Source organism: Aeromonas sp. BIGb0405 (assembly GCF_024807335.1).
Taxonomy (GTDB): domain Bacteria; phylum Pseudomonadota; class Gammaproteobacteria; order Enterobacterales; family Aeromonadaceae; genus Aeromonas; species Aeromonas rivuli.
Window position 1 is genome coordinate 565,335 of the sequence record NZ_JANUEP010000003.1, and the last position, 24,425, is coordinate 589,759.

Sequence of the window (24,425 nt, forward strand, 5' to 3'; positions counted from 1 at the left end):
CATATGACAGAAACAGCCAGAACCTTTGCGCCCTTCGATGATGGGCCAGACTGGAACTTCGATCTGCTGGAGATCTACCACAAGGAGATAGCGCGCGTCGCCAAGCACTATCGCCTGGATACCTACCCCAACCAGATAGAGGTGATCACCGCCGAACAGATGATGGATGCCTACTCCAGCGTCGGCATGCCCATTGGCTACCAGCATTGGTCATTCGGCAAACGTTTCATCCACACCGAGCGCAACTACAAGCGAGGTCAGATGGGGCTCGCGTATGAAATAGTGATCAACTCGGATCCCTGCATCGCCTATCTGATGGAGGAGAACACCATGCCGATGCAGGCCCTGGTGATGGCTCACGCCTGCTATGGCCACAACTCGTTTTTCAAGAACAACTATCTGTTCAAGACTTGGACGGATGCCTCATCCATCATCGATTACCTGTTATTTGCCAAAAACTACATCACCGAGTGCGAAGAAAAGCACGGTATAGACGCGGTAGAGCGGCTGATTGATGCCTGCCATGCTCTGATGAACTTCGGGGTGGATCGCTATAAACGGCCCCAGAAGATCTCGTTGGCCGAGGAGAAACGACGCCAGAAGGCCCGTGAAGATTATTTGCAGACCCAGGTCAATGAGCTGTGGCGCACCCTGCCCAAGCAGCACAAGTCCTCCAATGTGGCTGACAGACACTACCCCTCGGAACCTCAGGAAAATCTGCTCTATTTCATCGAGAAGAATGCCCCCCTGCTCGAACCTTGGCAGCGGGAAATCGTGCGCATAGTGCGCAAGATAAGCCAGTACTTCTATCCCCAGAAACAGACCCAGGTCATGAACGAAGGCTGGGCCACCTTCTGGCACTACACCATACTCAACCACCTTTATGATGAGGGGAAATTGAGTGATCGCTTCATGATGGAGGTGCTGCACAGCCACACCAATGTGGTCTACCAGCCCCCCTATAACAGTCGCTACTACTCGGGGATCAATCCCTATGCCCTGGGATTTGCCATGTTCATCGATCTGCGGCGCATTTGTGAGCACCCGACCGAAGAGGACAGGCGCTGGTTCCCCGACTATGCCGGCACCAACTGGGTGGATACCCTCCACTTTGCCATGCAGAACTTCAAGGATGAGAGCTTCATCAGCCAGTTTCTCAGCCCGAAAGTGATGCGCGATCTGAAACTGTTCGCCATCGATGATGACGATCTGAAGAACTACCTCAAGATTGCGGCCATCCATAACGAAGAGGGTTATCACCTGGTCCGCAACGCCCTCTCGGCCCAGTACAATCTCAGCAATCTGGAGCCCAACATCCAAGTCTATGATGTGGCCGTGAAGGGGGATCGCGCTCTGACCTTGCGTTATATTCCTCACAACCGCATCCCACTCGGCGACTCCCATCATGAAGTGCTCAAGCATGTGCATCTGCTATGGGGGTTTGATGTCGTGCTGGAGCAAGACAATGGCGATCTGCCAAGTGATATCATCGGTCGTTGTCCAGAGCGACGCCCCTCCCCTTGACCCTGCCCCATGACAGATAATGCAAAGAGCGCGCCCTGGGGCGCGCTCTTTTTCTACCATCACTCGGCGAGATCCCAGAGGGGCTCAACGTCATCAGTTATCGCACAGGTTGCTCGGCATATCTGTGCGCAGGCGAGTCCATAACTTACCGGACTCAATGCCGTATTGGCGTACCGTCTTGTAGACATCTTCGTGATTCTTGGTCTCTGCCAGCGTGCGCAACACCTTGTAATAGGCATCAGCGGAGGCGCGAGCCTGAGTATCGGAGAAGTAGTAACGACCAACCCGGCTATAAAGCCCCTTGAAACCGTTCAGGATCAGGGCATAGATGGGGTTGCCCGAGGCAAACGCAAGTTGATGATGCAGACGATAGTCAAACTCGGCATAGGCATCGGCACTGTTATCGACACTGTCCGCAGCCCGCAAGATTTCGGCAGCTTGTTCCGGATTGTTGCGGATCGCGCCCCGGATGAAGATGGTGCAGATGTTGGTGCGCGCAGACAGCAACTGCGCCACCAGCTCAGGCACCTTGTCCTGATCCAGGCGGGCCAGGGTCTCGAGGATATTAAGACCCGATGTTTCCCAGAAGTTATTGACCTTGGTCGGCTTGCCATGCTGAATGGTCAGCCAGCCATCACGGGCCAAGCGTTGCAGCACTTCACGCAGCGTAGTGCGGGTAACACCGATTAATTCGGACAGCTCGCGTTCTGCCGGCAGTATAGAGCCTGGCGGAAAGCGATTGTTCCAGATGGACTCGATGATATATTCCTCGGCAAACCCGGCAGGGCTCTGCGCTTTTATAACCATGAAGTGACTCGATTCTCGTGCGTAAAAAGGCTCCCGAATAATAGCAAAGCAGGGGGTCGTGGCAAGCAGAAGGTCAGTCCTCTGCTCACATAAACGCACTGTTTTGTTATCAAAACGTATATAAATTCATCGCCCGCCGAGTTCGAGACTCATGCATGCCCCGAAATTGCGAGCAAGTCATGGGCAAGCTTCATTATGTAATTTATAGTTAGCCCCATTTTTGATTAAAATCATGGGGAATCAATCAAATAAGCGACAGCATCTTGGTGTGTGCCCGCCAGCGTCCTGGGTATCAACACAGCGTCCAACAATAATCACTGAGACTCACTATTATGCCGATTAGCCTAGGGCAAGCCTTTGCGAAGAACTTTTTAGGGCATGCCCCAAACTGGTACAAGAGCGCCATCATCGCCTTCTTGATCATTAACCCCATCGCCTTCCACCTGGATCCCTTCTTCGCTGGCTGGTTGTTGGTGGTGGAGTTCATCTTCACCCTGGCCATGGCCCTCAAATGCTACCCGTTGCAACCCGGCGGTCTGCTCGCCATCGAGGCCGTGCTGATCGGCATGACCTCGGCCGAGCAGGTCAAGCATGAGCTGGTCGCCAATATAGAAGTGCTCTTGCTATTGGTGTTCATGGTGGCCGGCATCTACTTCATGAAGCAGCTGCTGCTCTATGTGTTTACCAAGATGCTGATCCGCATACGCTCCAAGACCCTGCTTTCCCTGGCCTTCTGCCTGGTGTCTGCCTTCCTCTCGGCCTTCCTGGATGCCCTGACGGTCATCGCCGTGGTGATAAGCGTCGCCACCGGTTTCTACGCTATCTATCACAAGGTCTCCTCCGGCAAGGAGTTTGGTCATGATCACGACCACACGGATGATGTCACCGTCGCCGAGCTCAACCGTCAGCATCTGGACGATTTTCGCGCCTTCCTGCGCAGCCTGATGATGCATGCCGCCATAGGTACCGCCCTCGGTGGCGTCTGTACGCTGGTCGGTGAGCCCCAGAACCTCATCATCGGCGAGCAGGCGGGTTGGCACTTCGGCGAGTTCGCCATGCGCATGTCACCGGTCACCATCCCCGTGTTCTTCTGTGGCCTGCTCACCTGCATACTGGTCGAGAAGTGCCGCTGGTTTGGTTATGGCGCCAAGTTGCCCAATGCGGTTCGCCGTATCATGGAAGACTACAACCGCTATGAAGACGAGCGCCGAACTCCTCAGGACAAGGCCAAGTTGATTGTTCAGGCCCTGATTGCCGTCTGGCTGATCGTGGGGCTTGCCATGCATCTGGCCGCCGTCGGTCTCATCGGTTTGACCGTCATTGTGCTGGCAACCTCCTTGACTGGCATCACCGAAGAGCATGCCCTTGGCAAAGCCTTCGAGGAGGCCTTGCCCTTCACCGCCCTGCTTGCCGTCTTCTTCAGCGTGGTGGCCGTCATCATCGATCAGCAGCTGTTCAGACCGGTGATCCAGATGGTGCTCTCCGCCGATCCGGACGATCAGCTAGCCCTCTTCTATCTGGCCAATGGTCTGCTCTCCATGGTGAGTGACAACGTCTTCGTCGGCACCGTCTACATCAATGAGGTGAAGACCGCCCTGTTAAACGGCGCCATCAGCCGGGATCAGTTCGACATGCTGGCGGTTGCCATCAATACGGGGACCAATTTGCCATCGGTGGCGACCCCCAACGGCCAAGCCGCCTTCCTATTCATGCTCACATCGGCACTGGCCCCTCTACTACGCCTCTCCTACGGGCGCATGGTGTGGATGGCGCTGCCCTACACCCTGGTGCTGGGTGGCATTGGCTTCATCTCAGTGGAGTTTTTACTCGGCCCCATTACCAGCTGGTACTACGAGGCGGGTTGGTTGTTGCACCACAGCAGTGCCGCCAGCAGTGCATTGCCACTGGCACACTGAGAAAAGGGCCCAGGAAGGGCCCTTTTCTTTTGCGCCTTGCTCTGCTCTAATCCGTCTCATCTTCCCCTTCAGGATCAATCAGATGATTGCATTTCTCCGCCATATTGCCTGTCAGCGCTGGGCCTGGGGCCTGCTCGCGGCCTCCGCCCTCGCCTTCGAATTGTGCGCGCTCTTCTTCCAGCACATCCTCGGGCTGCATCCCTGTGTCATGTGCATCTATGAACGCATCGCCATCCTTGGTGTGCTCACCGCCGGCCTGATTGGCATGGTCAACCCGCAGCAATGGTATCTGCGCTGGGGGGCCTTGCTGCTCTGGGTCTTCAGTGCCTTCCGTGGTTTGCAACTGGCGCTGCAGCACGTTGATTATCAAATCAATCCCTCCCCCTTCAATGTCTGCAGCCCCTATGCCGACTTCCCCAGTTGGCTTCCCCTGGACACCTGGGTTCCCTGGCTCTTCTTCCCCGATGGAGATTGCAGCGAGATCAGTTGGCAGTTCCTCAGTTTTTCCATGCCCCAGTGGCTGATCGTCATCTTCGCCGCCTATCTGCTGGTGGCCGCCGTGGTGATGATTGGCAATCTGGTCAAGGGACGCTGCTGCAACTGATCAACCACCTTGTCATGAGAAGAGGCGCCCGAGGGCGCCTCTTTTTATCCACGCCCAGCTAGATGGGAATGATGGGGAGGGCTGGGCATGTGACAGCGAGCGCACACGGCCAGCAGGTCCAGAGCAGGATCCCGTCGCTGGGCGGATATTCAGAGCCAAAAAAAGCCGCCCCGAGGGCGGCTTGCGTTTGTGTGCTACTCAGCGTGACTTAGCCCAGCAGGGCATTGCTCAGGATGAAGAGTCCCCCCGAAAGCACCATGGTCAGCGGCAGCGTCAGCGCCCAGGCGATCAAGATGGTCTTGACGGTCTGGCTCTGCAGGCCAGAGCCGTTGGCCACCATGGTACCCGCCACCGCCGAGGAGAGGATATGGGTGGTGGATACCGGCATGCCGGTCAGACTGGCGATCCCTATCGAGGTGGCGGCCGTGATCTGGGCGGCAATGCCCTGGCTATAAGTCATGCCGCTCGAGCCTATCTTCTCGCCGACGGTGTGAACGATACGGCGCCAGCCCACCATGGTGCCACAGCCCAGGGCCAGGGCGATGGAGACGATGACCCAGGTCGGGGCATATTCGGCAGTCGCAGTCAGATCCTTGCGCCACTTGGCGAGATCGGTCAGCTCCTTGCCAGGTAGCGGCAGCTTGGCGACTTTGCGGGCCGTATCATCGACACACAGCAGCAGGCGGCGTACTTCACGGCGCTCTTCCAGGCTCAGACCATCGTAGCTACGCACCTTGCCAAGCCTGTCATCCAGGGTCGCCATGGCCGACAAGGTATTCCCTGCCTCGCAATGGGTCACCGGATGATGGTTGACCTTGGCAGGACGCTGAAAGTCAATCAGACCCACCAGTTGATCCTGATTGCGCTGATAGATCTCGGTAATGCGACGGTTGGCATCCTGAGTTCTGTCGATGTCATAAGGGCGGCTGCCCATGTCGAGGGCGAAATAAGCGGGTGCCATACAGATGAGCACCAACATCACCAGGCCGATCCCCTTCTGACCATCATTGGAGCCATGCACGAAGCTCACTCCCATGGCCGATGCGACCAGGGTCAGTCGTGCCCAGAAGGGAGGGTGCTTCTTGCCATCGACCAGCAACCGCTCTTCCGGGGTCTTGTGGATCTTGCTGCCCTGCCAGACGCGTTTAAGAGCAAACAGCAGCCCGGCCGCGATGATAAAGCCCAGTGTGGGCGAGACGATGAGCGACAGCATGATATCGATGGCCTTGCCAACGTTGATCCCCTGCGCCAGGGGCTGATCGTTGATCCAGGCATAAGCGCCACCCACCCCCAGAATGGAGCCTATCAGGGTGTGAGAGCTGGACGCCGGAATACCGAAGTACCAGGTACCCAGATTCCAGACGATGGCGGAGAAGAGCAGGGAGAAGACCATGACGAGCCCCTGGCTCGAATCCATCCCGAGCAGCAGATCGATAGGCAACAGATGGACGATGGCATAAGCCACCCCCAGGCCACCGAGCATGACACCGGCAAAATTGAAGATTCCGGAGGCCACCACCGCCATGTTTGCAGGCATCGCCTTGGTGTAAATCACCGTCGCTACCGCATTGGCCGTGTCATGAAACCCGTTGATAAATTCATACGTCAGTACAAAGAGCACGGCCAGCGCCAAGCCAATGAACCACCACAAACCCAAACCGTTAATCATTTCCAACATAAAAACGAACCTGTTTATGAGTTGCGGCGGATTATGCCCAGATGGCTCGGGAGGCAATAGCCACCCCTGAAATATTTCAGTCATAAAAATAAAGCGCATTTTAAAAAACCGAGGCTGGCCCCTTGCCCCACGGGACTATCAACAACTCATTAACACAAGAAGCACATTCAACATTCGGGCAAAAAAACGCGAACGGAGGGTAAAACAAGCTCAACATTTGCGATATCGTGGCCAACAATACGGATCACGCCAAGTTTTATGACCAGGAAATGGCACACGATAGCCACATGTTGACGACACATAGCTCATCAGTCGGGGCCAGTGTCCCGGTCAGGATGAGTCGATTGGACACCGCGAGCGGGACAATCTCATCGGCTCAGCCAGCACAGTCATGACAAAGAGTGCAATGCGACTCAGCGCAGCTAACTGCCATCACGCACAGACATCATGGATCCCTCTGCCAATGCCAGCGCCGTTCCACCTGATCAGGCTCACGACGCCACGCTGCACCGGAATGATCAGACCGCTACAGGAGCACAGAACGCTGTCTGGGGAAACAGGCAGTAAAAAGGCGCCACAACAGAGGCGCCTTTGCAGGGAAAATTGTCGACTCAGTCTTCACTCATACGGCTGGCGACCGCACCTTGCTGACTCTTGTACTTGGCATTTTCACGCTTGTTGTAGGGGCGGGCCGCGGCGCCGGAGAGCATCTCGAAGTTGAGCGCCCCTATCTTCATCTTGGGACGCAGCGCCAGCGGCAGTTTGCCGCCGTTGTAGAACTCGAGCACGATGCGGCCGGACCAACCCGGATCGATGCGGTGTGCGGTCACGTGCACCATCAACCCGAGACGGGCCAACGAGGAGCGGCCATCGAGCCAGCCAACGATATCGGCAGGCAGGGTCACTGACTCATAGGTCACCGCCAGGGCAAGCTGACCTGGGTGCAGATAGAAGGCATCCCCATCCGCAATGTGGATCTCCTCGCTCATCACCCGATCGATGGCACTGGCCATCTCGCTGCTCGGGCCGCTGAGATCGATGAAGGGGGCTGTGTGGTCGCGAAACACCCGGAACTCGTTGCCAAGCAGCACATCGACGCTGACGCCGCTGATCCGCTCTACTCCGGGCCTGGGTTCGATGACTATCTTGCCTTCGTCCAGATGACGTTCGATATCGGTATCACAAAGACGCATTCTGCGACTCTCCTGACAAAAATGGCATTTAAAAAAGCCGGGCAGTGACCCGGCTTCCTCATGTTGTTAACCCACCAGCATGTGGCGAATACGCGCCTTGAGCATGTCGATGGCGATGCGGTTCTTGCCGCCTCTGGGCACTATCACGTCCGCATACTGCTTGGAGGGATCGATGAACTGCAGGAACATGGGGCGCACGGTTTTCTGGTACTGCTTGAGCACCGAGTCCATGGTACGGCCACGCTCTTGCACATCGCGCACCAGGCGGCGCACCAGACAGATGTCCAGCGGGGTATCCATGAAGATGGAGGCATCCATCAGCTCGCGCAGCCGGCTGTCAGTCAGCAACAATATCCCTTCGAGGATGATGACCTTGCGCGGTGCAAAGTAGCTGGTCTCGCTGATGCGGGTATGTTCCGTGTAGGAGTACTGGGGGATCTCGACCCCTGCCCCCTTGATAAGCTGCACCAGATGCTCGACCAGCAGGCTGTGATCCATGGCGCTGGGGTGGTCGTAGTTGGTCTTGACCCGCTCTTCCATGGTCAGATGGGTCTGATCTTTGTAGTAACAATCTTCGGAGATCACCCCGATCTCACCCGCCCCCAGTTCGGCCACCAGCTCTTCGTAGATGGTCTGGGCGATGAGGCTCTTGCCGGACGCTGACGCCCCTGCAATGGCGATGATCACACACGAATGTTGAGTATCAGACATGACAAATACCTAAAAAAGAAGCGCTGCGGGAAAGGTTTAAACCGATCCATTATATGGAAAAGGGTGGGACCTGCCCACCCTAAATACCCACTGAACCGCCAACCGACGATTATTCGTCCACCGCCAGGGTAAACAGGGGGGTCGCAATCGGTTTACCGCTGAAATAGAGCGCAGCAGCGACCCGACGAGCCAGCTTCAAATAGCTCTGAGCCAGCTCACCTTCCGGGGCAAAGAACACCGTCGGACGGCCATCATCCATGTGCTGACGAATATCGATGTGCAGCGGCAATTGACCAAGCAAGTCCACATGATACTGCTCAGCCATCTTCTGGCCACCGCCGGTACCAAACAGGGCTTCGTGGTGGCCGCAGGCGCTGCACAGGTGATAGCTCATGTTCTCTATGATGCCGAGCACCGGCACATTCACCTTGTTGAACATGGCAATGCCTTTGCGTGCATCCGCCAGTGCCACATCCTGGGGGGTAGTGACGATGACGGCCCCCGAGGTCGGTACCTGCTGGGCCAGGGTGAGCTGGATGTCGCCGGTGCCCGGCGGCATGTCGACCACCAGATAATCCAGCTCGCCCCAGCGGGTTTCGTGCAGTATCTGCGCCAGTGCCTTGCTGGCCATGGGACCACGCCAGATGGTGGCGTCCTGCTCGGCCACCAGATAACCGATGCTGTTGCTCTTGAGGCCACACGCCTCCACCGGCAGCATGGTCTTGCCATCCTGGCTGCTGGGGCGTTCTTGCTGGGAGCCCAGCATGATGGGGACCGAGGGACCATAGATGTCCGCATCCAGAATGGCGACCCGCGCCCCCTCTTTTTGCAGCGCCAGCGCCAGATTGACCGCCGTGGTGGATTTACCCACCCCCCCCTTGCCCGAGGCAACCACCAATATGTTGCGGATCCCCTGCACCGCATTGAGATGCTGGGCCCGGGGCATGCTGGCCACATCGATGTCGCATTGCCACTCGATCTGGCTCGCCCCGGTCAAGGTGCGCAACCTGTCATCAAACTCAGCCTTGATCTGTTCAAACCAGGAAGCGCCGGCAAAGGGCAGCACCAGTCTGATCTGCAGGGTTTGCTCCTGCTCGTTGATGGCACGGACAAAACCGGCGTCAACCAGGCTCTTGCCCCAACCGATTGGCTTAAATTCGGCAAGTACCTGTTTAACTGAATCAATCACCATGAAATCCTCATTATGTCGTCATTATGCTGAGGGTGAGTGGAAAACCTACCTCATAAGGGCCAAGCCCGCGCCCATGAAGGGCCGCAGACCTAGGCAGGCCGCCCCCAATTCGGGTAACATGCTCGGCACTGTATCATCCCAACAGGCACATAAAGAACGTATTATGGCAACTGATCCTCGTACAATGCTGGTAACCTGCGCCCTCCCCTATGCCAATGGCTCCATCCATCTTGGCCACATGCTGGAACACATCCAGGCCGATATCTGGGTTCGTTATCAGCGAATGCGTGGCCATCAGGTGCATTTCGTCTGTGCCGACGATGCCCACGGCACCCCCATCATGCTCAAGGCGCAGCAGCTCGGGATCACCCCGGAAGCGATGATCGCGGCCGTGTCCGAGGAGCATCAGGGGGATTTTGCCGGCTTCAACATCAGCTTTGACAACTATCACTCCACCCACAGCGACGAGAACCGCGCGCTGGCGGAGCAGATCTACGGGCGGCTGAAGGATGGCGACTTCATCAAGGGCCGCACCATCACTCAGCTGTTTGATCCGGAAAAGTCCATGTTCCTGCCGGATCGCTTCGTCAAGGGCACCTGCCCCAAGTGCAAGTCCCCCGAGCAATACGGTGACAACTGCGATGCTTGCGGTGCCACTTACAGCCCGACCGAGCTCATCGATCCGAAATCCGCCGTCTCCGGTGCCACCCCGGTGATGAAGGACTCAGAGCACTTCTTCTTCGACCTGCCCCAGTTCGAAACCTGGCTCGCCGGCTGGGTGCGCGGCTCAGGCGCCATCCAGGAAGAGATGGCCAACAAGATGCAGGAGTGGTTCGAGAGCGGCCTGCAGCAGTGGGATATCACCCGTGACGCCCCCTACTTCGGCTTCGAGATCCCGGGGGCGCCGGGCAAGTACTTCTACGTCTGGCTGGATGCCCCCATCGGCTACATGGCGTCGTTCAAGAACCTGTGCAACAAGCGCGGCGACATCGATTTCGACAGCTACTGGCGACAAGACTCCACCGCCGAGCTCTATCACTTCATCGGCAAGGACATCGCCTACTTCCACTGCCTGTTCTGGCCAGCCATGCTGGAAGGGGCAGGTTTCCGCCAGCCGACCAAGGTCAACGTGCACGGTTATGTGACCGTCAACGGTGCCAAGATGTCCAAGTCCAAGGGCACCTTCATCAAGGCGAGCACCTATCTCAAGCACCTGGATCCGGAATGCCTGCGTTACTACTACGCCGCCAAGCTCAACAGCCGCATCGACGATCTAGATCTGAACCTGGAAGACTTCGTCTCCCGGGTCAATGCCGATGTGGTCAACAAGCTGGTCAACCTGGCCTCCCGCAACGCCGGTTTCATCACCAAGCGCTTCGACGGCAAGCTGGCTGACAGCTGCAGCGAACCCGAGCTCTACGCCGAGTTTGCCAACGCCAGCACGGCTATTGCCGACGCCTACGAGGCCCGCGAGTTCAGCCGCGCCATTCGCGAGATCATGGCGCTGGCCGACAAGGCCAACCGCTACGTGGACGACAAGGCCCCCTGGGTCATCGCCAAGCAGGAAGGCGCGGATGCGCAGCTGCAGGACGTCTGCTCCGTCGGCATCAACCTGTTCCGGGTGCTGATGGCTTACCTCAAGCCCGTCATGCCACTCTTGGCCGAGCGCGCCGAAGCCTTCTTGAATGAGACCCTCAGCTGGGAAGGGGTGGCCCAGCCGCTCACCAATCATCAGCTGGCCCCGTTCAAGGCGCTGTTCGCCCGCATCGAACCGGCCAAGATTGAGGCCATGATCGAAGCCTCCAAGGAAGATCTGGCCAAAGAGCAGGCCCCCAAGCCCACCGGCCCGCTGGCGGATGACCCCATCAGCCCGACTATCTCCTATGAGGATTTCGCCAAGATTGACTTGCGGGTGGCGCTGATCAAGAAGGCCGAAGCGGTGCCTGAGGCCGACAAGCTGCTCAAGTTGCAGCTGGATCTCGGTGGTGAGACCCGTCAGGTGTTCGCCGGCATCAAGTCCGCCTACAACCCGGAAGATCTGGAAGGCAAGCTGACCGTGATGGTGGCCAACCTGGCGCCGCGCAAGATGCGCTTTGGCATGTCAGAGGGCATGGTGCTGGCCGCGGGCCCCGGTGGAAAAGATCTCTGGATTTTGGAGCCGCAGGACGGCGCCCAGCCAGGCATGCGGGTCAAGTAAACCCCGCGCCATTATCAAACAAGGGGCCCAATGGGCCCCTTGTTTGTCTCACCCTCGCCAAGGCTGATGAGTGGCAATCCTCGCGCCTGATTGGCCGCCGCGCCTCAATCGACCTTGAGCATCAAGAGGCTCAACCCAACGAGTTCACCGCGCTGACAGGAGAGCCGTTGTAGCTGCCAGCCCCCTTTCTTGCGCAGGGCCCGCAACAGCCGTTGCTGCTTGGCGGTGCTCTTTTCCCGGCGCAGCCGCTTGTACCACTGCCGGCCATCTTGCAACTGACCCAACTGCTCCTGCCAACGGCCAAGCAGGGTCAACCAATCCGGATCCCCCGCCCCCATGGCCACCAAGAGCTCGCAGCCATAGCGGAGCTGCTTGATCTCGACCCGAGCCTTGTGCCATTGGCGCAACAGCTTGTCATTCTTGAGCTTCTTGGATTTGGCACTCTGTTCATCATCACTCTGGTTGAGCAGCAGGCTCAGTCGCAGACCAAGCTGGAGCCGATACCAAGGCAGTGGATCAAAGCCTGCTGGCACCTGTTGTACCGCATCGAGCCAGCCGTCGAGGGCCACCGCCAGCATGTTCACCTTGGGTGGCACAGGCTCAGCTACTGCCCCCTTGCCCTCCTTCTCATCCCCTTTGTTCGCGGCCTTATGATGCAAGAAATGGCTGGCGTAGACCTGTTCATCCCGCAACGGGGAGAGACGGCGCACCGAATTCAGCAGCCGCCGCTCCAGCCTGGGGTGGTAAATGAGCGGGCGCCACAGGGCCAGCAGGGCATGGAGCCTGCGCGCCGCGATGCGGTAGCCATGGACTTGCTCCAGGCCCGCCTGCTGGCGCAGGGCCAGGGTCGCGGCCCAATAGTGATTGATGAGGGCACGCGCCTGATCAAGCAGTCGCTCGCGTAAGGGATCGTCCATGAAGTCACTCCTGTTTATTGCCATGCCCATCATGGCAATGCCAACGCACCGGCACTGTCACCCCCCAGGGGGGCGGATCTGTCACCTTGATATGACCCATCACCTGCCCGGAACCGCTAACAAGCAGAGCGTCCGGGCGTGACGAGCCTAGCGCTAATTGATGTGAAAGCCCGCCCTGACCTCCCCCTCATGGGCCAAATACTCGATGTGGGTCACGGCGGCGGTGCGCGGACCGTGTTCGAGCCAACCCAGCATCATCTGTACCTGCTCCCTGGGTCCGCAGATCACGACCTCGACCGAACCATCCTCCAGGTTATAGGCATGCCCCCTCAAGCCCAGTTGCAAGGCTCGCTCCTGAGTGAAGTAGCGAAAGCCCACCCCTTGCACTCGCCCAAACACCTTGACCGAAAACGCTTGCTCTCCCATTTTTCACACCTTTTCCTTAAGCAATGAGAGGGCAAGCCGATAATGATGCCGACACTCTCTGTTGTGCAGGATGCAAATACCATTATGAAAGAAGTAAAGTTTCGTTGGGTTGACCGCTATCTCATTCATCTCACCATCAGTGAAAAATTCCTCATCACCTTCTGGTGCCCGCTGATCTTCATCGCGGTACTCTCCTGGTATCTGCTATCGAGCAGCCACGCCCAGCAGATGCAGCTGCGCCTCGACGCCTTGCAAAGCAAGGTGGAGACCACGGCGCAGCTGGTCAGCCAGCAACCGACCCTGACCCTGCCTGCCGGCTTGAGCTTAAGCCCCAGCGGTACTCCTGGCATCAGTGAGCAGGGCGAGCACCGCAGCGTCACCGCCAGTGCCGGTCAGGCGGGCTACCTCACCGCCACCCTGGATGCCAGCCAGTTCTCCCCCTGGGACAACCAGGGCAGCACCCTCACCGTCATCGCCCTGGTGGCCGCGCTGATGGCACTGGTCACCCATTATCTGATGACCTTCGTATCCGGCGCCCTCTACTCCACCAACAAGGCCCTGCAGACGGTGGCTGACGGCGATCTCACCCATCGCCTCAACTTCTTCCCGGTCCGGGACGAGTTTTCCGTGCTGGCGGGCAGCATCGACAGATTTACCGACCGTCAGCATAAGATAGTGCAATTGGTGGAAGAGTCTGCTGAAGCCCTCACCATGGCCGCCGACGAGTTTCGCGAACATGCCAGTGACGGCGAATCCCTCGCCATGGATCAACGCCAGCACATGGACTCCCTGGCCGCCGCCATGGAGCAGATGTCCGCCGCCATTCGCGAGGTCGCCCGCAATGCCAATGACTCCCTGGCCCAGACCCGCCAGTCGAGTGACGAGGCCAACCAGGGCGCCAACCGGGTGACCCGTACCATAGAGGCCATCAGCACCCTGGCCAGCGAGATAGGCAATGCCTCTGGCGCGGTGGAGCGGTTGACCCACAACGCCAATCGCATCAACGAGGTGATCGCCGTCATCAATGCCATCTCCCAGCAGACCAACCTGCTGGCCCTCAATGCCGCCATCGAGGCGGCCCGGGCCGGTGAGCAGGGTCGTGGCTTCGCGGTGGTCGCCGATGAGGTACGCACCCTGGCCAGCCGCACCCAGCAAGCCACGGTCGAGATCCAGAAGATGATCGAAGAGCTGCAAGGGGGCACGGGCGCACTCAACGACATCATGGAGAAAACCGTCGAGCGCGCCGAGCAGAGCCAGCGTCTGATCGCCGAAGTGGGGTTGGATATCGAGAAGCTCAGCCACCACAGCGATGCGGTGCTGGAGATGAGCACCCAGATAGCCACCGCCTCCGAGCAGCAGAGTTCGGTGGCCGAGGAGATCAGCCGTAATCTGGACCGGGTCCGTCACGAGGCGAGCCAAGTGGAAGAGTCCGCCAGCGCCTCGGTGGCCGGTACCGCAGGCCTCAAGGCCACGGCAACGGAGCTGACACAGGCTCTGCGTGGTCTCAAGATCTGACTCAACCCATCACCACTGCGTTTTGCCTTTGAGTTTTTGGGAGGGGCCACATAGAATGTGGCCCCATTTCTTTTGACCATCTGGCAACTCCCATGAGCGCTTCCATCTATCTCGTCAAAGGCCGCGAAAAATCCCTGCTGCGCCGTCACCCCTGGATCTTCTCCAAGGGGATCGACAAGGTGCAGGGCAACCCCATCGATGGCGACACCGTCGAGATCTACTCCAACGATGGCAAGTGGCTCGCCCGGGGCGCCTGGTCCGGCAGCTCCCAGATCCGCGCCAGGGTCTGGACCTTCGATAAAGACGAGGCCGTCGATCTCGACTTCTTCATTCGTCGCCTCTCCTATGCCCAGGAGTCCCGGGATCCGCTGATCAAGCGGCAGGGCCTCACCGGCTATCGCCTGTGTGCCGCCGAATCCGATGGCCTGCCGGGTCTGACCATCGATCGCTACGCCAACTTCCTGGTGTGCCAGATCCTCTCCGCCGGCGCCGAGTTCCAGCGCGAGCTGATCACCCAAGCCCTGCGTACCCTCTACCCCGAGTGCAGCATCTATGAGCGCTCCGACGTGGCGGTGCGCAAGAAAGAGGGGCTCAAAGAGCGCACTGGCGTCATCTATGGCGAGACACCGAACGAGCCTGTGGTGATCGAGGAGAACGGCGGCGTCAAGATCCTGGTGGACATCCGCAACGGTCACAAGACCGGTTTCTATCTGGATCAGCGCGATAACCGTCAGACCGCCGCCAAGTACGCCGAAGGCAAGCGGGTACTCAACTGCTTCTGCTACACCGGCGGCTTTGGTATCTATGCCCTCAAGGGCGGCGCCCGGGAAGTGGTCAACGTCGATCTCTCCCAGAACGCCCTGGACGTTGCCCGTCAGAACGCCGAGCTCAACGGCCTGGATGTCTCCAACACCCAGTTCGTGCGCCATGACGTGTTCAAGCTGCTGCGCGAATACCGCGAGAAGGGCGAGAAGTTCGACGTCATCGTGCTGGATCCGCCCAAGTTTGCCGACAGCAAGGCCCAGCTGCTGGGCGCCTGCCGTGGCTACAAGGACATCAACATGCTGGCGTTCCAGTTGCTCGCGCCGGGTGGCGTGCTGCTGACTTACTCCTGCACCGGCTTGATGGAGCAGAGTCTGTTCCAGAAGATAGTGGCCGATGCGGCCCTCGATGCCGGTCGCGATGCCCAGATCCTGGAGCTGCTCACCCAGGCCTCGGATCACCCCATCGGCACCGCCTATCCGGAAGGCTTCTACCTCAAGGGCATGGTGGTGCGCGCCCGCTAAGGGCGCCCTCCCCGACATCTCTCCTGAGGGGATGACCCACCCAAAACATGCCAAAAAGAGGCCCGCGATTGCGGGCCTCTCTCTTGTGCCAGATGGCGACCTGCCATCGGAGATACCGGCGCCACTCGCCATCACAGTGCCGGTCACCATTGGCCTGGCCCATGTCGCTAGTCCCGCGCGGGGGCCCCGAGCGGAAAATAGTGGCGGTAGGGGCGCGCCTCGTCCACGGTGCGCGCGATGGAGGGGTGACTCAGCAGCCGAGCGCGATAATCTCGCAGTCGGGTATAGAGAGAGGGGATCTCGTGGGCCCAGTCGGCATAAAAGAGTGAGGGGGCGGCGGCGCAATCGGCCAGGGTGAAGCGATCGCCGGCTATCCAGCGGCGTCCAGCCAGGCGATCGTCGAGCCAGGGGTAGATCCTGCCCAGCAAATCGCGCGCCTGTGCCACCCCAGAGGCATCCTTGTCACCATCTGGACGCAAGCCGTCCAGTACCACCTTCTGCATCGGCGTCATCACATAGTTGTCGAACAGGCGATCGAGCATGCGAACCTCTAGCCCCGCCTCCCCCTCCGGGATCAGCTGAACGGGGCTGGGGTAACAGTGCTGGAGGTACTCGATGATGGTACTGCTCTCGAGGATGGTGCGGCCATTGTCCAGCAACACCGGGAAACGCTTGAGCGGCCAGAGGGCGACAAGCTCGGCGTTGGCCGCCGGATCTTCGAGGTTCCGATAGCCAAACGAGATGGCATTCTCGTAGAGGGCGATCAGCACTTTCTGGCTGTAAGACGAGAAGGGGTGGGCGTAGAGTTTCATACGGCGTTCTCCTCAAACACTGTGATGGGCTAGATCCAGTCTATCCCTTCACCCGACCTTTATCGTCCGGCAGCACTGGACAGCCCATATGTGGCACCTAGCGAGTCCTCCCTGGTTAACTCCCTGTCACGTTGACATCGCGCCAATAAAAAAGCCGCCTGACTGGCGGCTTTGTTCGTTATGAAGCGCATCTCAGCTCTCGGCAGATCTCGTGGCCAAGGCCTGATCCAGTTGCTGCAAAAAAGCACCATCCGCATCATTGTTGACCGTCATGACCCCCAGATGTATCGCCTCCTTGGCGGAGAGGCGACCCGCCAGCAAGGCATCGATGGCTGCCTCGCTCAGCAGCACCACCCTGTCACCCTCGACGGGCCCCTGGGTGTGACTCTGCAACAGCAGGGTCTGTTTGCCCCTTAACCGGGACCAGAGCCCGGAATCCACCAGCAAAATGGACACATTGCCCGGGATACCGGTCGTTTTCAGGGTTGATCTAAGCTGGTTCAGCCATTGATAACTACGGCCAAATCCCTCTTTTCCCGTGATGGCCAAAATGGGATCCAATTTGTTGGCAGAGATGGCAGTTGCCGTCGCCAGCGCAACATCGAAAGAACCGGGCCAACTGAGCTGGAAGGGGTTGTCCCAGGCCATGTCATAGCCGCAAGCCCTGGTCGTGGGGGAAACCCCCACGACCAGCAAGCTGCACACCAGGAGTCGAGCTAGTCGCTGGTTCATGGAGTAACGATGTTGAACCAGAACTCGAAGTTATCCAGATAACTGAGCACTTCCTTGAGCTTGTCGGCATTGCCGTTTATCTTGACGTCCCCTGCTGCCACGGCCTGTTCGAAGGTGGTCTGCTTGAGCAACAGGTTGTTGAGCACATCACGGGAGAGCGTGATGGTCGCATCGGCCTTATCGTCCTGGGCATTGGCGGTGTTGTTGAGCACACCATTTTCCAGCTCGACCTTATACTTCCCTCCTTGATCACCGAAGTCGAAGTTCAGCATCGCATGGGCATTGCCCGCCTTTTCACTGTTCAGACGCACTGCCAGGTAGTCAAAGAACATATCCAGTGACATGGCGCGCACCGTATCCGGGCTGGCGGTATTCGGGGTAGCCAGCTTTGTGACCCCCCCGCGCAGCTCCTTGGCACCGGTCAGGTAGAAGTTGCGCCACGGGCCGGACTCAGCCTGATAACCCATTTGTTCGAGGGCATCGGCTTCCAGTTCGCGAGCCGCCTTGTTATCCGGATCGGCAAACACCACCTTGCTCACGACCTGAGCCACCCAGCGATAATTACCTTGGGAGAAATCATCCTTTGCCTTCTTCAGGATGTTATCGGCTCCGCCCATGTAATCGACATACTTCTTGGCAGCTTCCACTGGCGGCAGTTCATCCAGGGTGGCCGGGTTACCGTCAAACCAGCCCAGATAGAGCACATAGGTCGCCTTGACGTTGTGGCTGATGGAGCCGTAATAGCCACGGCTAGACCAGGTATTCGCCAGGTTCTCCGGCAACTTGAACTTGGCGGCGATTTCATCACGGGTATAACCGTGGTTGATCATCCGCAGGGTTTCATCGTTGATAAAGCGATAGAGGTCACGCTGGGACTTGAGCAGTGTCGTGACTTCCTTGTTGCCCCAGGTAGGCCAGTGGTGCTGGGCAAAGATCACCTCTGCCTTGTCGCCCCACATGGTCAGGGCCTGATTCAGGTATTTGGACCAGGGCAGCGGCTCGCGGATCTTGGCGCCGCGCAGGGAGTAGGTGTTATGCAGGGTGTGGGTGGCATCCTCGGCGGCAGAGATCGCTTTCTTCTCTTCGATATACCAGAGCATCTCGGCCGGTGCTTCGGAGCCCGGCGCCATCATAAACTCATAGGTCAGGCCATCGATACTCTCTTTCTGACCCGTCTTGGTGATGTAATTCGTTGGCGCAATCAGGGTCACGGTACCGGCAGACGTGGTGGTACCCAGCCCGGCACCCACCTGCCCCTTGGCATCAGGCGGCAGCAGGTTGCCATACATGTAGCTGGCGCGGCGACTCATGGCATTGCCTGCCATGATGTTTTCGGCTACGGCCGCCTCCATGAAGCCCTCGGGGGCATAGACCTTGACCTTGCCGGACTTGACGTCCTCTTCACTGACTATCCCTTTGACGCCGCCATAGTGGTCGACGTGGCTGTGGGTATAGATCACGGCTTTGACCGGTTTGTTGCCCCGATGCTTGTAGTAGAGATCCAGACCAATTTTGGCTGTCTCCGCCGAAATCAAGGGATCGACGATGGTGATGCCATCCTTGCCTTCGATGATGGTCATGTTGGACAGATCGAGGTTGCGCACCTGGTAGATGCCATCCGTGACTTCAAACAGACCACTGATGTTGATCAACTGCGACTGGCGCCACAGGCTGGGGTTGACGGTATCGGGAGCCTTGTCGCCCTCCTTGATGAAAGCGTATTTGGTCGGATCCCAGATCACATTACCTTGCTCGCCCTTGATCACGGCATCTGGCAGCGCGGCGATAAAGCCCTTGTGGGCATTGGTGAAGTCCGTCTTGTTTGAGAAAGGAAGCTGGTTGTAGAGCGCATCATTGGCCTGCTTGGTCGCCGCCGTTGCCTCTTTCTGAGCGGCTGACTCTGCCGCGAAGGCGGGCCCCTGCATGGCAAGCAGGATGGCGCTGCTCAGCAGCAGTCGCCCCTTCATGGCGGATTTTTTAGGGAGATTGACACTCGAATTCATAAGGTATTCCTCTGTCATGGTTAATGTTTTTCCAGAAGGTCGTGCTATATGAAACCATCGCACATCAGCCTAGTGCAATTGAGGACTGTGGGGATCATTAAGATAAATACCGTCAGATCAGGATCCGACATGGGACACGCCCGTTCCCCCTTGACCCGACGTCACTCTCACCCCTTGACCCCGTCATCATGAAAAAAAACCAGCAAACGCAGCCACAGCGCATGAGTTGTCTGATGTAAAACCACGATGCAGGGGGAGGTCTGGATTTGATAAATTGCGAAGACCCCCTCGGCTCCAAACTACACTTAACCATGTGTTTTATCAAAAGTTTATTTTTACTTACTGCTATGCCGTACAGCCTTGGTTAATGCCCGCCCTGCCGCACTCATGGCATGCGCGTTGTCAATGGCAACCCACTTAAATTCGCCTCGCCTCGGACAAGTACCGACACAGCCGCCACCCTGCCTGGGTCAAATTCCAGTTCGAACCCCTTATCCCCTTTGTGGCATAATGTCCCGTCCTGTGGCCCTTGGCGGGGCTGCTCTGGCGCACCTTGTCGCCCCTTCTCCCCGTCCGGCCTGGTCGCCATTCATGGTGACCTGACATCGCTGCCCCCGTTGGCACCGAGGCCACCCGTATTTGCGGTGCATTGTTGCGATACCTGCTGTTGCGACAGAGCCCGCGCGTTTATCAAGATGGCGCCACGAGCGCCTCTGCATAAGGGGTAACTATGTCTTCCATTCGTCTGACCCAATACAGCCACGGCGCTGGCTGTGGCTGCAAAATCTCTCCCAAGGTGCTCGACACCATTCTCAAGAGCCAGATCCCGGGCTTCGACGATCCGACCCTGATCGTCGGCAACAGCAGCAAGGATGACGCCGCCGTGGTCGATATCGGCAACGGCCAGGGCATCGTCTCGACCACCGATTTTTTCATGCCCATCGTCGATGACCCCTTTACCTTTGGCCGCATCGCCGCCACCAATGCCATCAGCGACATCTACGCCATGGGTGGCAAACCCATCGTCGCCATCGCCATCCTCGGCTGGCCCATCAACACCCTGGCGCCTGAAGTGGCCCAGCAGGTGATCGATGGCGGTCGCCAGGTGTGCCACGAGGCGGGGATCTCCCTGGCCGGCGGTCACAGCATCGATGCCCCCGAGCCCATCTTCGGTCTGGCGGTGACCGGCATAGTGCCGCTTGATGCCATCAAGCAGAACGACACCGCCCAGGTGGGCGACATTCTCTATCTGACCAAGCCCCTTGGCATCGGCATCCTCACCACGGCCCAGAAGAAGGGCAAGCTCAAACCCGAGCATGAGCAACTGGCCCCCGAGGCCATGTGCACCCTCAACAAGATTGGTCAGCAGTTTGCGGCCCTGCCCGGCGTGCACGCCATGACCGATGTAACCGGTTTCGGTCTGGCGGGCCACCTGCTGGAGATGTGCGAAGGATCCGGGCTGCGCGCCAGATTGAACTTCAAGGCGCTGCCGCTGCTGGACGAGGTGGATTACTACCTGGATGAGGGCTGCGTGCCGGGTGGCACCCTGCGCAACTTCGACTCTTATGGTGACAAGCTCGATGCCATGAGTGATCGCACCCGCAATATCCTGTGCGATCCCCAGACCAGCGGCGGCCTGCTGGTGGCCGTCGGTAAAGAGAGCGAGGCCGCGCTGCTGAGCATTGCCCGTGCGGCCGGGCTCTCCCTCTCCCCGGTCGGCGAGCTGATGGTCAAGGATGGCGAACGCTTTATCGAGGTCATTCAATGAGTTCGCTGCCACTCGCCACGGACTTGGCCACTATTTTCCTCAAGGATGTGCCACTCATCGACCTGCGCGCCCCCGTCGAGTTCAAGGAGGGGGCCTTCCCCCATGCCGTCAGCCTGCCGCTGATGACCGATGAAGAACGCGCCAAGGTCGGCACCTGTTACAAGCAGCAGGGCCAGGCGGCCGCCATTGCCCTCGGCCACAAGCTGGTGGGGGGTGCCGTGCGGGCAGCGCGTCTCGATGGCTGGCTGGCGCAATTGCGCCAGCAGCCCGATGCCCTGCTCTACTGCTTTCGCGGCGGCCTGCGCTCCCAGACGGTGCAGCAGTGGCTCCATGAGGCCGGGGTCACCCGCCCCCGGGTGGCCGGTGGCTACAAGGAGCTGCGCCGCTTTCTGATAGATACCCAGGAGAGCGCCTCGGCCGAATGTGGCTGGACAGTGCTGACCGGCATGACCGGCTCCGGCAAGACCCATATGCTGGAGCAGGTTGTCCAGGCGGTGGATCTTGAGGGTCATGCCCATCACAGGGGCTCCTCCTTTGGCCAGTTGCCGGGAGGCCAACCCAGCAACATCAACTTCGAAAACAAGCTGGCCATCGAGCTGCTCAAGCGCCGTCACCTGGGCGAGCGGGCCTTCGTGGTGGAAGACGAGAGTCGCCTCATCGGCCGCTGCGCCCTGCCACTGAGCCTGTATGAGGCCATGTGCCAAGCCCCGCTGGTGGTGGTGGATGTGCCCCAGGAAGAGCGTGCCGAACAGATCCGAGTCGACTACGTGCAGGATCTCTGGTCACGCTACCAGGAGATGCACGGGCCAGAGGCTGGCTGGCCGCTGTTTGCCGGCTACCTGACCGAAGCCCTGGCGCGCCTCAAGAAGCGGCTCGGCGACAAGGATCACCGGGAGCTGGATGGCTTGATGCAAACCGCCCTGGCGGAGCAGGCCAGCAGCGGCAATACTGCGCTGCACCTGGCCTGGATCCGGCTGTTGCTGACTCGCTACTACGATCCCATGTATCTCTATCAGCTCAACAACAAACGCGAGCGGATCCGCTTTCGCGGTGACAAGCAGGCCTGCCTCGCCTTCTTCGCCGAGCAGCATGCCGCCGAGATCAATCAGGAGACCCCAGCATGTTGAAATTCGAGGTGATCCCGGTCACCCCTTTCGCCCAGAACTGCTCTCTTATCTGGTGTGACGAGACCCGCCAGGCCGCGCTGATCGACCCCGGTGGCGAGGCTGACAAGTTGCTGGCCGCCATCGCCCGGCACGATCTGGTGCTGGCGAAGATCATTCTGACCCACGGCCATCTGGATCACGTGGGCGCCGCCGCCGAGCTGCGCGAGCAGACCGGGGTCAAGATCATCGGCCCCCACCAGGAAGATGCCTTCTGGCTCGACATGCTGCCCCAGCAGAGCCAGATGTTCGGCTTCCCCCACACCCCCGCCTTCAGCCCGGACGGCTGGCTGGCGCAGGGCGACAAGGTGACAGTCGGCAACTGCGAGCTGGAGGTCTATTTCTGCCCCGGCCACACCCCGGGTCATGTGGTATTGCTCAGCCAGCGTGAGCGGCTCGCCTGGGTCGGCGATGTGCTGTTCGCCGGTGGCATAGGTCGCACCGACTTTCCCCGTGGCGATCACGCCACCCTCATTCGCTCGATCACCGAGACCCTGTTGCCCCTCGGCGATGACATCGTCTTCGTGCCGGGTCACGGCCCCAGCTCGACCTTTGGCCGCGAGCGAGTCAGCAATCCCTATCTCACCCAGCCCGTCTGGTGATCAAGGGGGAAGCACCCCGAAGGGCGGCTCCCCCTGCTTGTGGAGGTGATAGGTGGCGGCAACCTGCCGAAACACTGAGCGGGCAAGGCACGCTCGCCACCCGCCTTTCAAGTGAAAAGCAGACATAAAAAAACACCTCCACAAGGGAGGTGTTTTTATCACGTGCTAAGCGAGGCTTAGACGCGGATGAAGTCCATGTGCACCAGCTTGGCTTTCACCGGGTGACGCTGGATAGCCTTCACTTTCACGTTGACTTCTTCACCGTTCACTTTCAGGGTCAGCACGGATTCGTAGAACTCCGGCTTGGCTTGGGCGATGATGAATTTTTTGTGGTCAACAGTGATGGACACTGCTTCTTTGCCTGCACCGTAGATGATGGCAGGAACTTGGTCAGCATGACGCAGGCGGCGGCTCGCACCTTTCCCCAGGTCAGAACGGACTTCAGCTTCGAATATGAAAGACATATTGGTTATCTCTATGTAGATGACTTTATGATGCTGACTGCGACCGATCAGCACCTCGCAAAACGAGCGCGGATAGTAGCATGGCTATCACGGCAGTGACAAGACAGGTTACAGACTGCCATCGAGTCGATTGAACTGCTGATGACGCTCGGCGGGGCTGAGCGCCTCGAAACGGGCCAGCAATTGTGGCGCCGGGCAGCGCAGGGCATCCCCGGTCTTGACCACAGGCTTGGCTCCCAGCTGCTGGCGATTGGTTTCATAGAGCGCCAGCAGATAGCTGTAGGTGTCCCCGCCCTCCCCCTTGGCCAGGGTGCTGGCGATGCGCCACAAGGTCTCGCCGGGTGCCACCCTGTGACAGATGCCACCGCTCTCCTCCCCTCTTGCCAGGGTTGACGCGACCCGTTCCGGTTGGCCCTGAGGCTGTACCTGCCCCTGATGGGGCATCCGGTCACTGAGCAGGGGGGATGCCAGCAGGAGGCCATATTGATTGGGAAGTGTGAATTCGGGCAGCACGGGCACATGGCTGGTGGCCTGTTCGAGCCGCTGCTCCTGATTGAGCGTGGCCGGTTTCGCCGGTTCAACGCTGGCGATGCCATAAGCCATCTCGTCGATACGCTCCAACCGGGCCAGATAGGCACGGGAAAGCTGGGCCTGCCCCTCGAACAAGTCGAATGGAGGGACCAACCTGGCCGGGAACAGCACTTGCCAATGCCCCTTGTATTGGCGACTGGCCAGGGGGGGATACTGGTTGCCGTGCCAGGCGGCAAAGATGGGCGGTGGCGCCTGGCGCAGCGGATAATATTCAGGGTTCAGGCTGACCCAGGTCTGCTCGGCAATGGGTTGATACCCACTGATGTTCACCAATGCCATCCCTAACCAGAGTCCAAGCATGCCTGCTCCTTTTTATCTCGATTA

At 59.0% G+C, this 24,425-nt stretch carries 21 protein-coding genes; 9 read left to right on the forward strand and 12 right to left on the reverse strand.

Annotated elements, in window-relative coordinates; translation table 11 throughout:
• Positions 1-3: 3 nt before the first annotated feature.
• Positions 4-1,524: a SpoVR family protein gene (locus M2366_RS10925; protein WP_259269723.1), complete on the forward strand. Its 1,521-nt coding sequence runs from the start codon at positions 4-6 to the stop codon at positions 1,522-1,524.
• A 93-nt stretch (positions 1,525-1,617) separates the two neighbouring features.
• On the opposite strand, the gene fadR is transcribed toward M2366_RS10925, so the two are convergent.
• Positions 1,618-2,331 carry a fatty acid metabolism transcriptional regulator FadR gene (fadR, locus tag M2366_RS10930; protein WP_042042400.1) on the reverse strand — a complete coding sequence of 238 codons (714 nt, stop codon included), beginning with the start codon at positions 2,329-2,331 and terminating at the stop codon, positions 1,618-1,620.
• Positions 2,332-2,663: 332 nt separating this feature from the next.
• On the opposite strand from fadR, the gene nhaB reads away from it, so the two are divergent.
• Together nhaB and dsbB are read left to right on the forward strand one after the other, a co-directional pair.
• On the forward strand, positions 2,664-4,247 hold the full coding sequence (gene nhaB, locus M2366_RS10935; RefSeq protein WP_259236190.1) for a Na(+)/H(+) antiporter NhaB: 1,584 nt from the start codon (positions 2,664-2,666) through the stop codon (positions 4,245-4,247).
• A gap of 82 nt (positions 4,248-4,329) precedes the next feature.
• Positions 4,330-4,851, forward strand: coding sequence for a disulfide bond formation protein DsbB (gene dsbB, locus M2366_RS10940; protein ID WP_224432844.1), 522 nt, complete (start codon positions 4,330-4,332; stop codon positions 4,849-4,851).
• Between the two features lie 208 nt (positions 4,852-5,059).
• Here dsbB and M2366_RS10945 read toward each other — a convergent pair whose 3' ends face one another.
• The 4 genes from M2366_RS10945 to apbC form a co-directional block, all read right to left on the reverse strand.
• A complete protein-coding gene (locus M2366_RS10945; protein WP_259236191.1) occupies positions 5,060-6,529 on the reverse strand; it encodes an inorganic phosphate transporter in 1,470 nt (489 codons plus the stop codon).
• 611 nt (positions 6,530-7,140) lie between these two features.
• A complete protein-coding gene (dcd, locus tag M2366_RS10950; RefSeq protein WP_005902592.1) occupies positions 7,141-7,722 on the reverse strand; it encodes a dCTP deaminase in 582 nt (193 codons plus the stop codon).
• A 66-nt stretch (positions 7,723-7,788) separates the two neighbouring features.
• Positions 7,789-8,433: a uridine kinase gene (gene udk, locus M2366_RS10955; RefSeq protein ID WP_005902590.1), complete on the reverse strand. Its 645-nt coding sequence runs from the start codon at positions 8,431-8,433 to the stop codon at positions 7,789-7,791.
• A gap of 109 nt (positions 8,434-8,542) precedes the next feature.
• A complete protein-coding gene (gene apbC / locus M2366_RS10960) occupies positions 8,543-9,625 on the reverse strand; it encodes an iron-sulfur cluster carrier protein ApbC (RefSeq protein ID WP_259269724.1) in 1,083 nt (360 codons plus the stop codon).
• A 163-nt stretch (positions 9,626-9,788) separates the two neighbouring features.
• Here apbC and metG point away from each other — a divergent pair, with 163 nt between their 5' ends.
• Positions 9,789-11,822, forward strand: a complete 2,034-nt coding sequence (metG, locus tag M2366_RS10965; RefSeq protein WP_259269725.1) for a methionine--tRNA ligase — start codon at positions 9,789-9,791, stop codon at positions 11,820-11,822.
• 104 nt (positions 11,823-11,926) lie between these two features.
• Here the strand turns inward: metG and M2366_RS10970 are convergent, their stop codons facing one another.
• Complete coding sequence (locus tag M2366_RS10970) at positions 11,927-12,739, reverse strand: CHAD domain-containing protein (protein WP_042042391.1); 813 nt, start codon at positions 12,737-12,739, stop codon at positions 11,927-11,929.
• Between the two features lie 153 nt (positions 12,740-12,892).
• Positions 12,893-13,165 carry an acylphosphatase gene (gene yccX, locus M2366_RS10975; RefSeq protein ID WP_042042389.1) on the reverse strand — a complete coding sequence of 91 codons (273 nt, stop codon included), beginning with the start codon at positions 13,163-13,165 and terminating at the stop codon, positions 12,893-12,895.
• Positions 13,166-13,249: 84 nt separating this feature from the next.
• On the opposite strand from yccX, the gene M2366_RS10980 reads away from it, so the two are divergent.
• Both M2366_RS10980 and M2366_RS10985 read left to right on the forward strand, forming a co-directional pair.
• On the forward strand, positions 13,250-14,680 hold the full coding sequence (locus M2366_RS10980) for a methyl-accepting chemotaxis protein (RefSeq protein WP_224432839.1): 1,431 nt from the start codon (positions 13,250-13,252) through the stop codon (positions 14,678-14,680).
• A gap of 92 nt (positions 14,681-14,772) precedes the next feature.
• Positions 14,773-15,966: a class I SAM-dependent methyltransferase gene (locus M2366_RS10985; RefSeq protein ID WP_005908514.1), complete on the forward strand. Its 1,194-nt coding sequence runs from the start codon at positions 14,773-14,775 to the stop codon at positions 15,964-15,966.
• Positions 15,967-16,133: 167 nt separating this feature from the next.
• On the opposite strand, the gene M2366_RS10990 is transcribed toward M2366_RS10985, so the two are convergent.
• The 3 genes from M2366_RS10990 to M2366_RS11000 all read right to left on the reverse strand — a co-directional run bounded on the left by M2366_RS10990 (position 16,134) and on the right by M2366_RS11000 (position 19,513).
• Entirely contained in the window at positions 16,134-16,778 is a 645-nt protein-coding gene (locus M2366_RS10990; protein ID WP_259269726.1) for a glutathione S-transferase family protein, read from the reverse strand.
• Positions 16,779-16,970: 192 nt separating this feature from the next.
• Complete coding sequence (locus M2366_RS10995; RefSeq protein WP_259269727.1) at positions 16,971-17,510, reverse strand: hypothetical protein; 540 nt, start codon at positions 17,508-17,510, stop codon at positions 16,971-16,973.
• Entirely contained in the window at positions 17,507-19,513 is a 2,007-nt protein-coding gene (locus M2366_RS11000) for an alkyl/aryl-sulfatase (protein ID WP_259269728.1), read from the reverse strand. Before M2366_RS11000 ends, M2366_RS10995 begins: the two co-directional genes overlap by 4 nt.
• Before the next feature lie 730 nt (positions 19,514-20,243).
• Between M2366_RS11000 and selD the strand changes: the two genes are divergently transcribed.
• From selD to M2366_RS11015, 3 genes are read left to right on the forward strand one after another with little or no spacing between them, the layout of a single operon-like run.
• On the forward strand, positions 20,244-21,281 hold the full coding sequence (gene selD, locus M2366_RS11005; RefSeq protein ID WP_042042385.1) for a selenide, water dikinase SelD: 1,038 nt from the start codon (positions 20,244-20,246) through the stop codon (positions 21,279-21,281).
• Complete coding sequence (gene mnmH / locus M2366_RS11010) at positions 21,278-22,408, forward strand: tRNA 2-selenouridine(34) synthase MnmH (protein WP_259269729.1); 1,131 nt, start codon at positions 21,278-21,280, stop codon at positions 22,406-22,408. Before selD ends, mnmH begins: the two co-directional genes overlap by 4 nt.
• Entirely contained in the window at positions 22,402-23,046 is a 645-nt protein-coding gene (locus M2366_RS11015; RefSeq protein WP_259236199.1) for an MBL fold metallo-hydrolase, read from the forward strand. Before mnmH ends, M2366_RS11015 begins: the two co-directional genes overlap by 7 nt.
• Before the next feature lie 176 nt (positions 23,047-23,222).
• On the opposite strand, the gene rplY is transcribed toward M2366_RS11015, so the two are convergent.
• Both rplY and M2366_RS11025 read right to left on the reverse strand, forming a co-directional pair.
• Entirely contained in the window at positions 23,223-23,510 is a 288-nt protein-coding gene (rplY, locus tag M2366_RS11020) for a 50S ribosomal protein L25 (RefSeq protein ID WP_005908201.1), read from the reverse strand.
• Positions 23,511-23,618: 108 nt separating this feature from the next.
• Positions 23,619-24,401 carry a hypothetical protein gene (locus M2366_RS11025; RefSeq protein ID WP_259269730.1) on the reverse strand — a complete coding sequence of 261 codons (783 nt, stop codon included), beginning with the start codon at positions 24,399-24,401 and terminating at the stop codon, positions 23,619-23,621.
• Between the last annotated feature and the right edge of the window lie 24 nt (positions 24,402-24,425).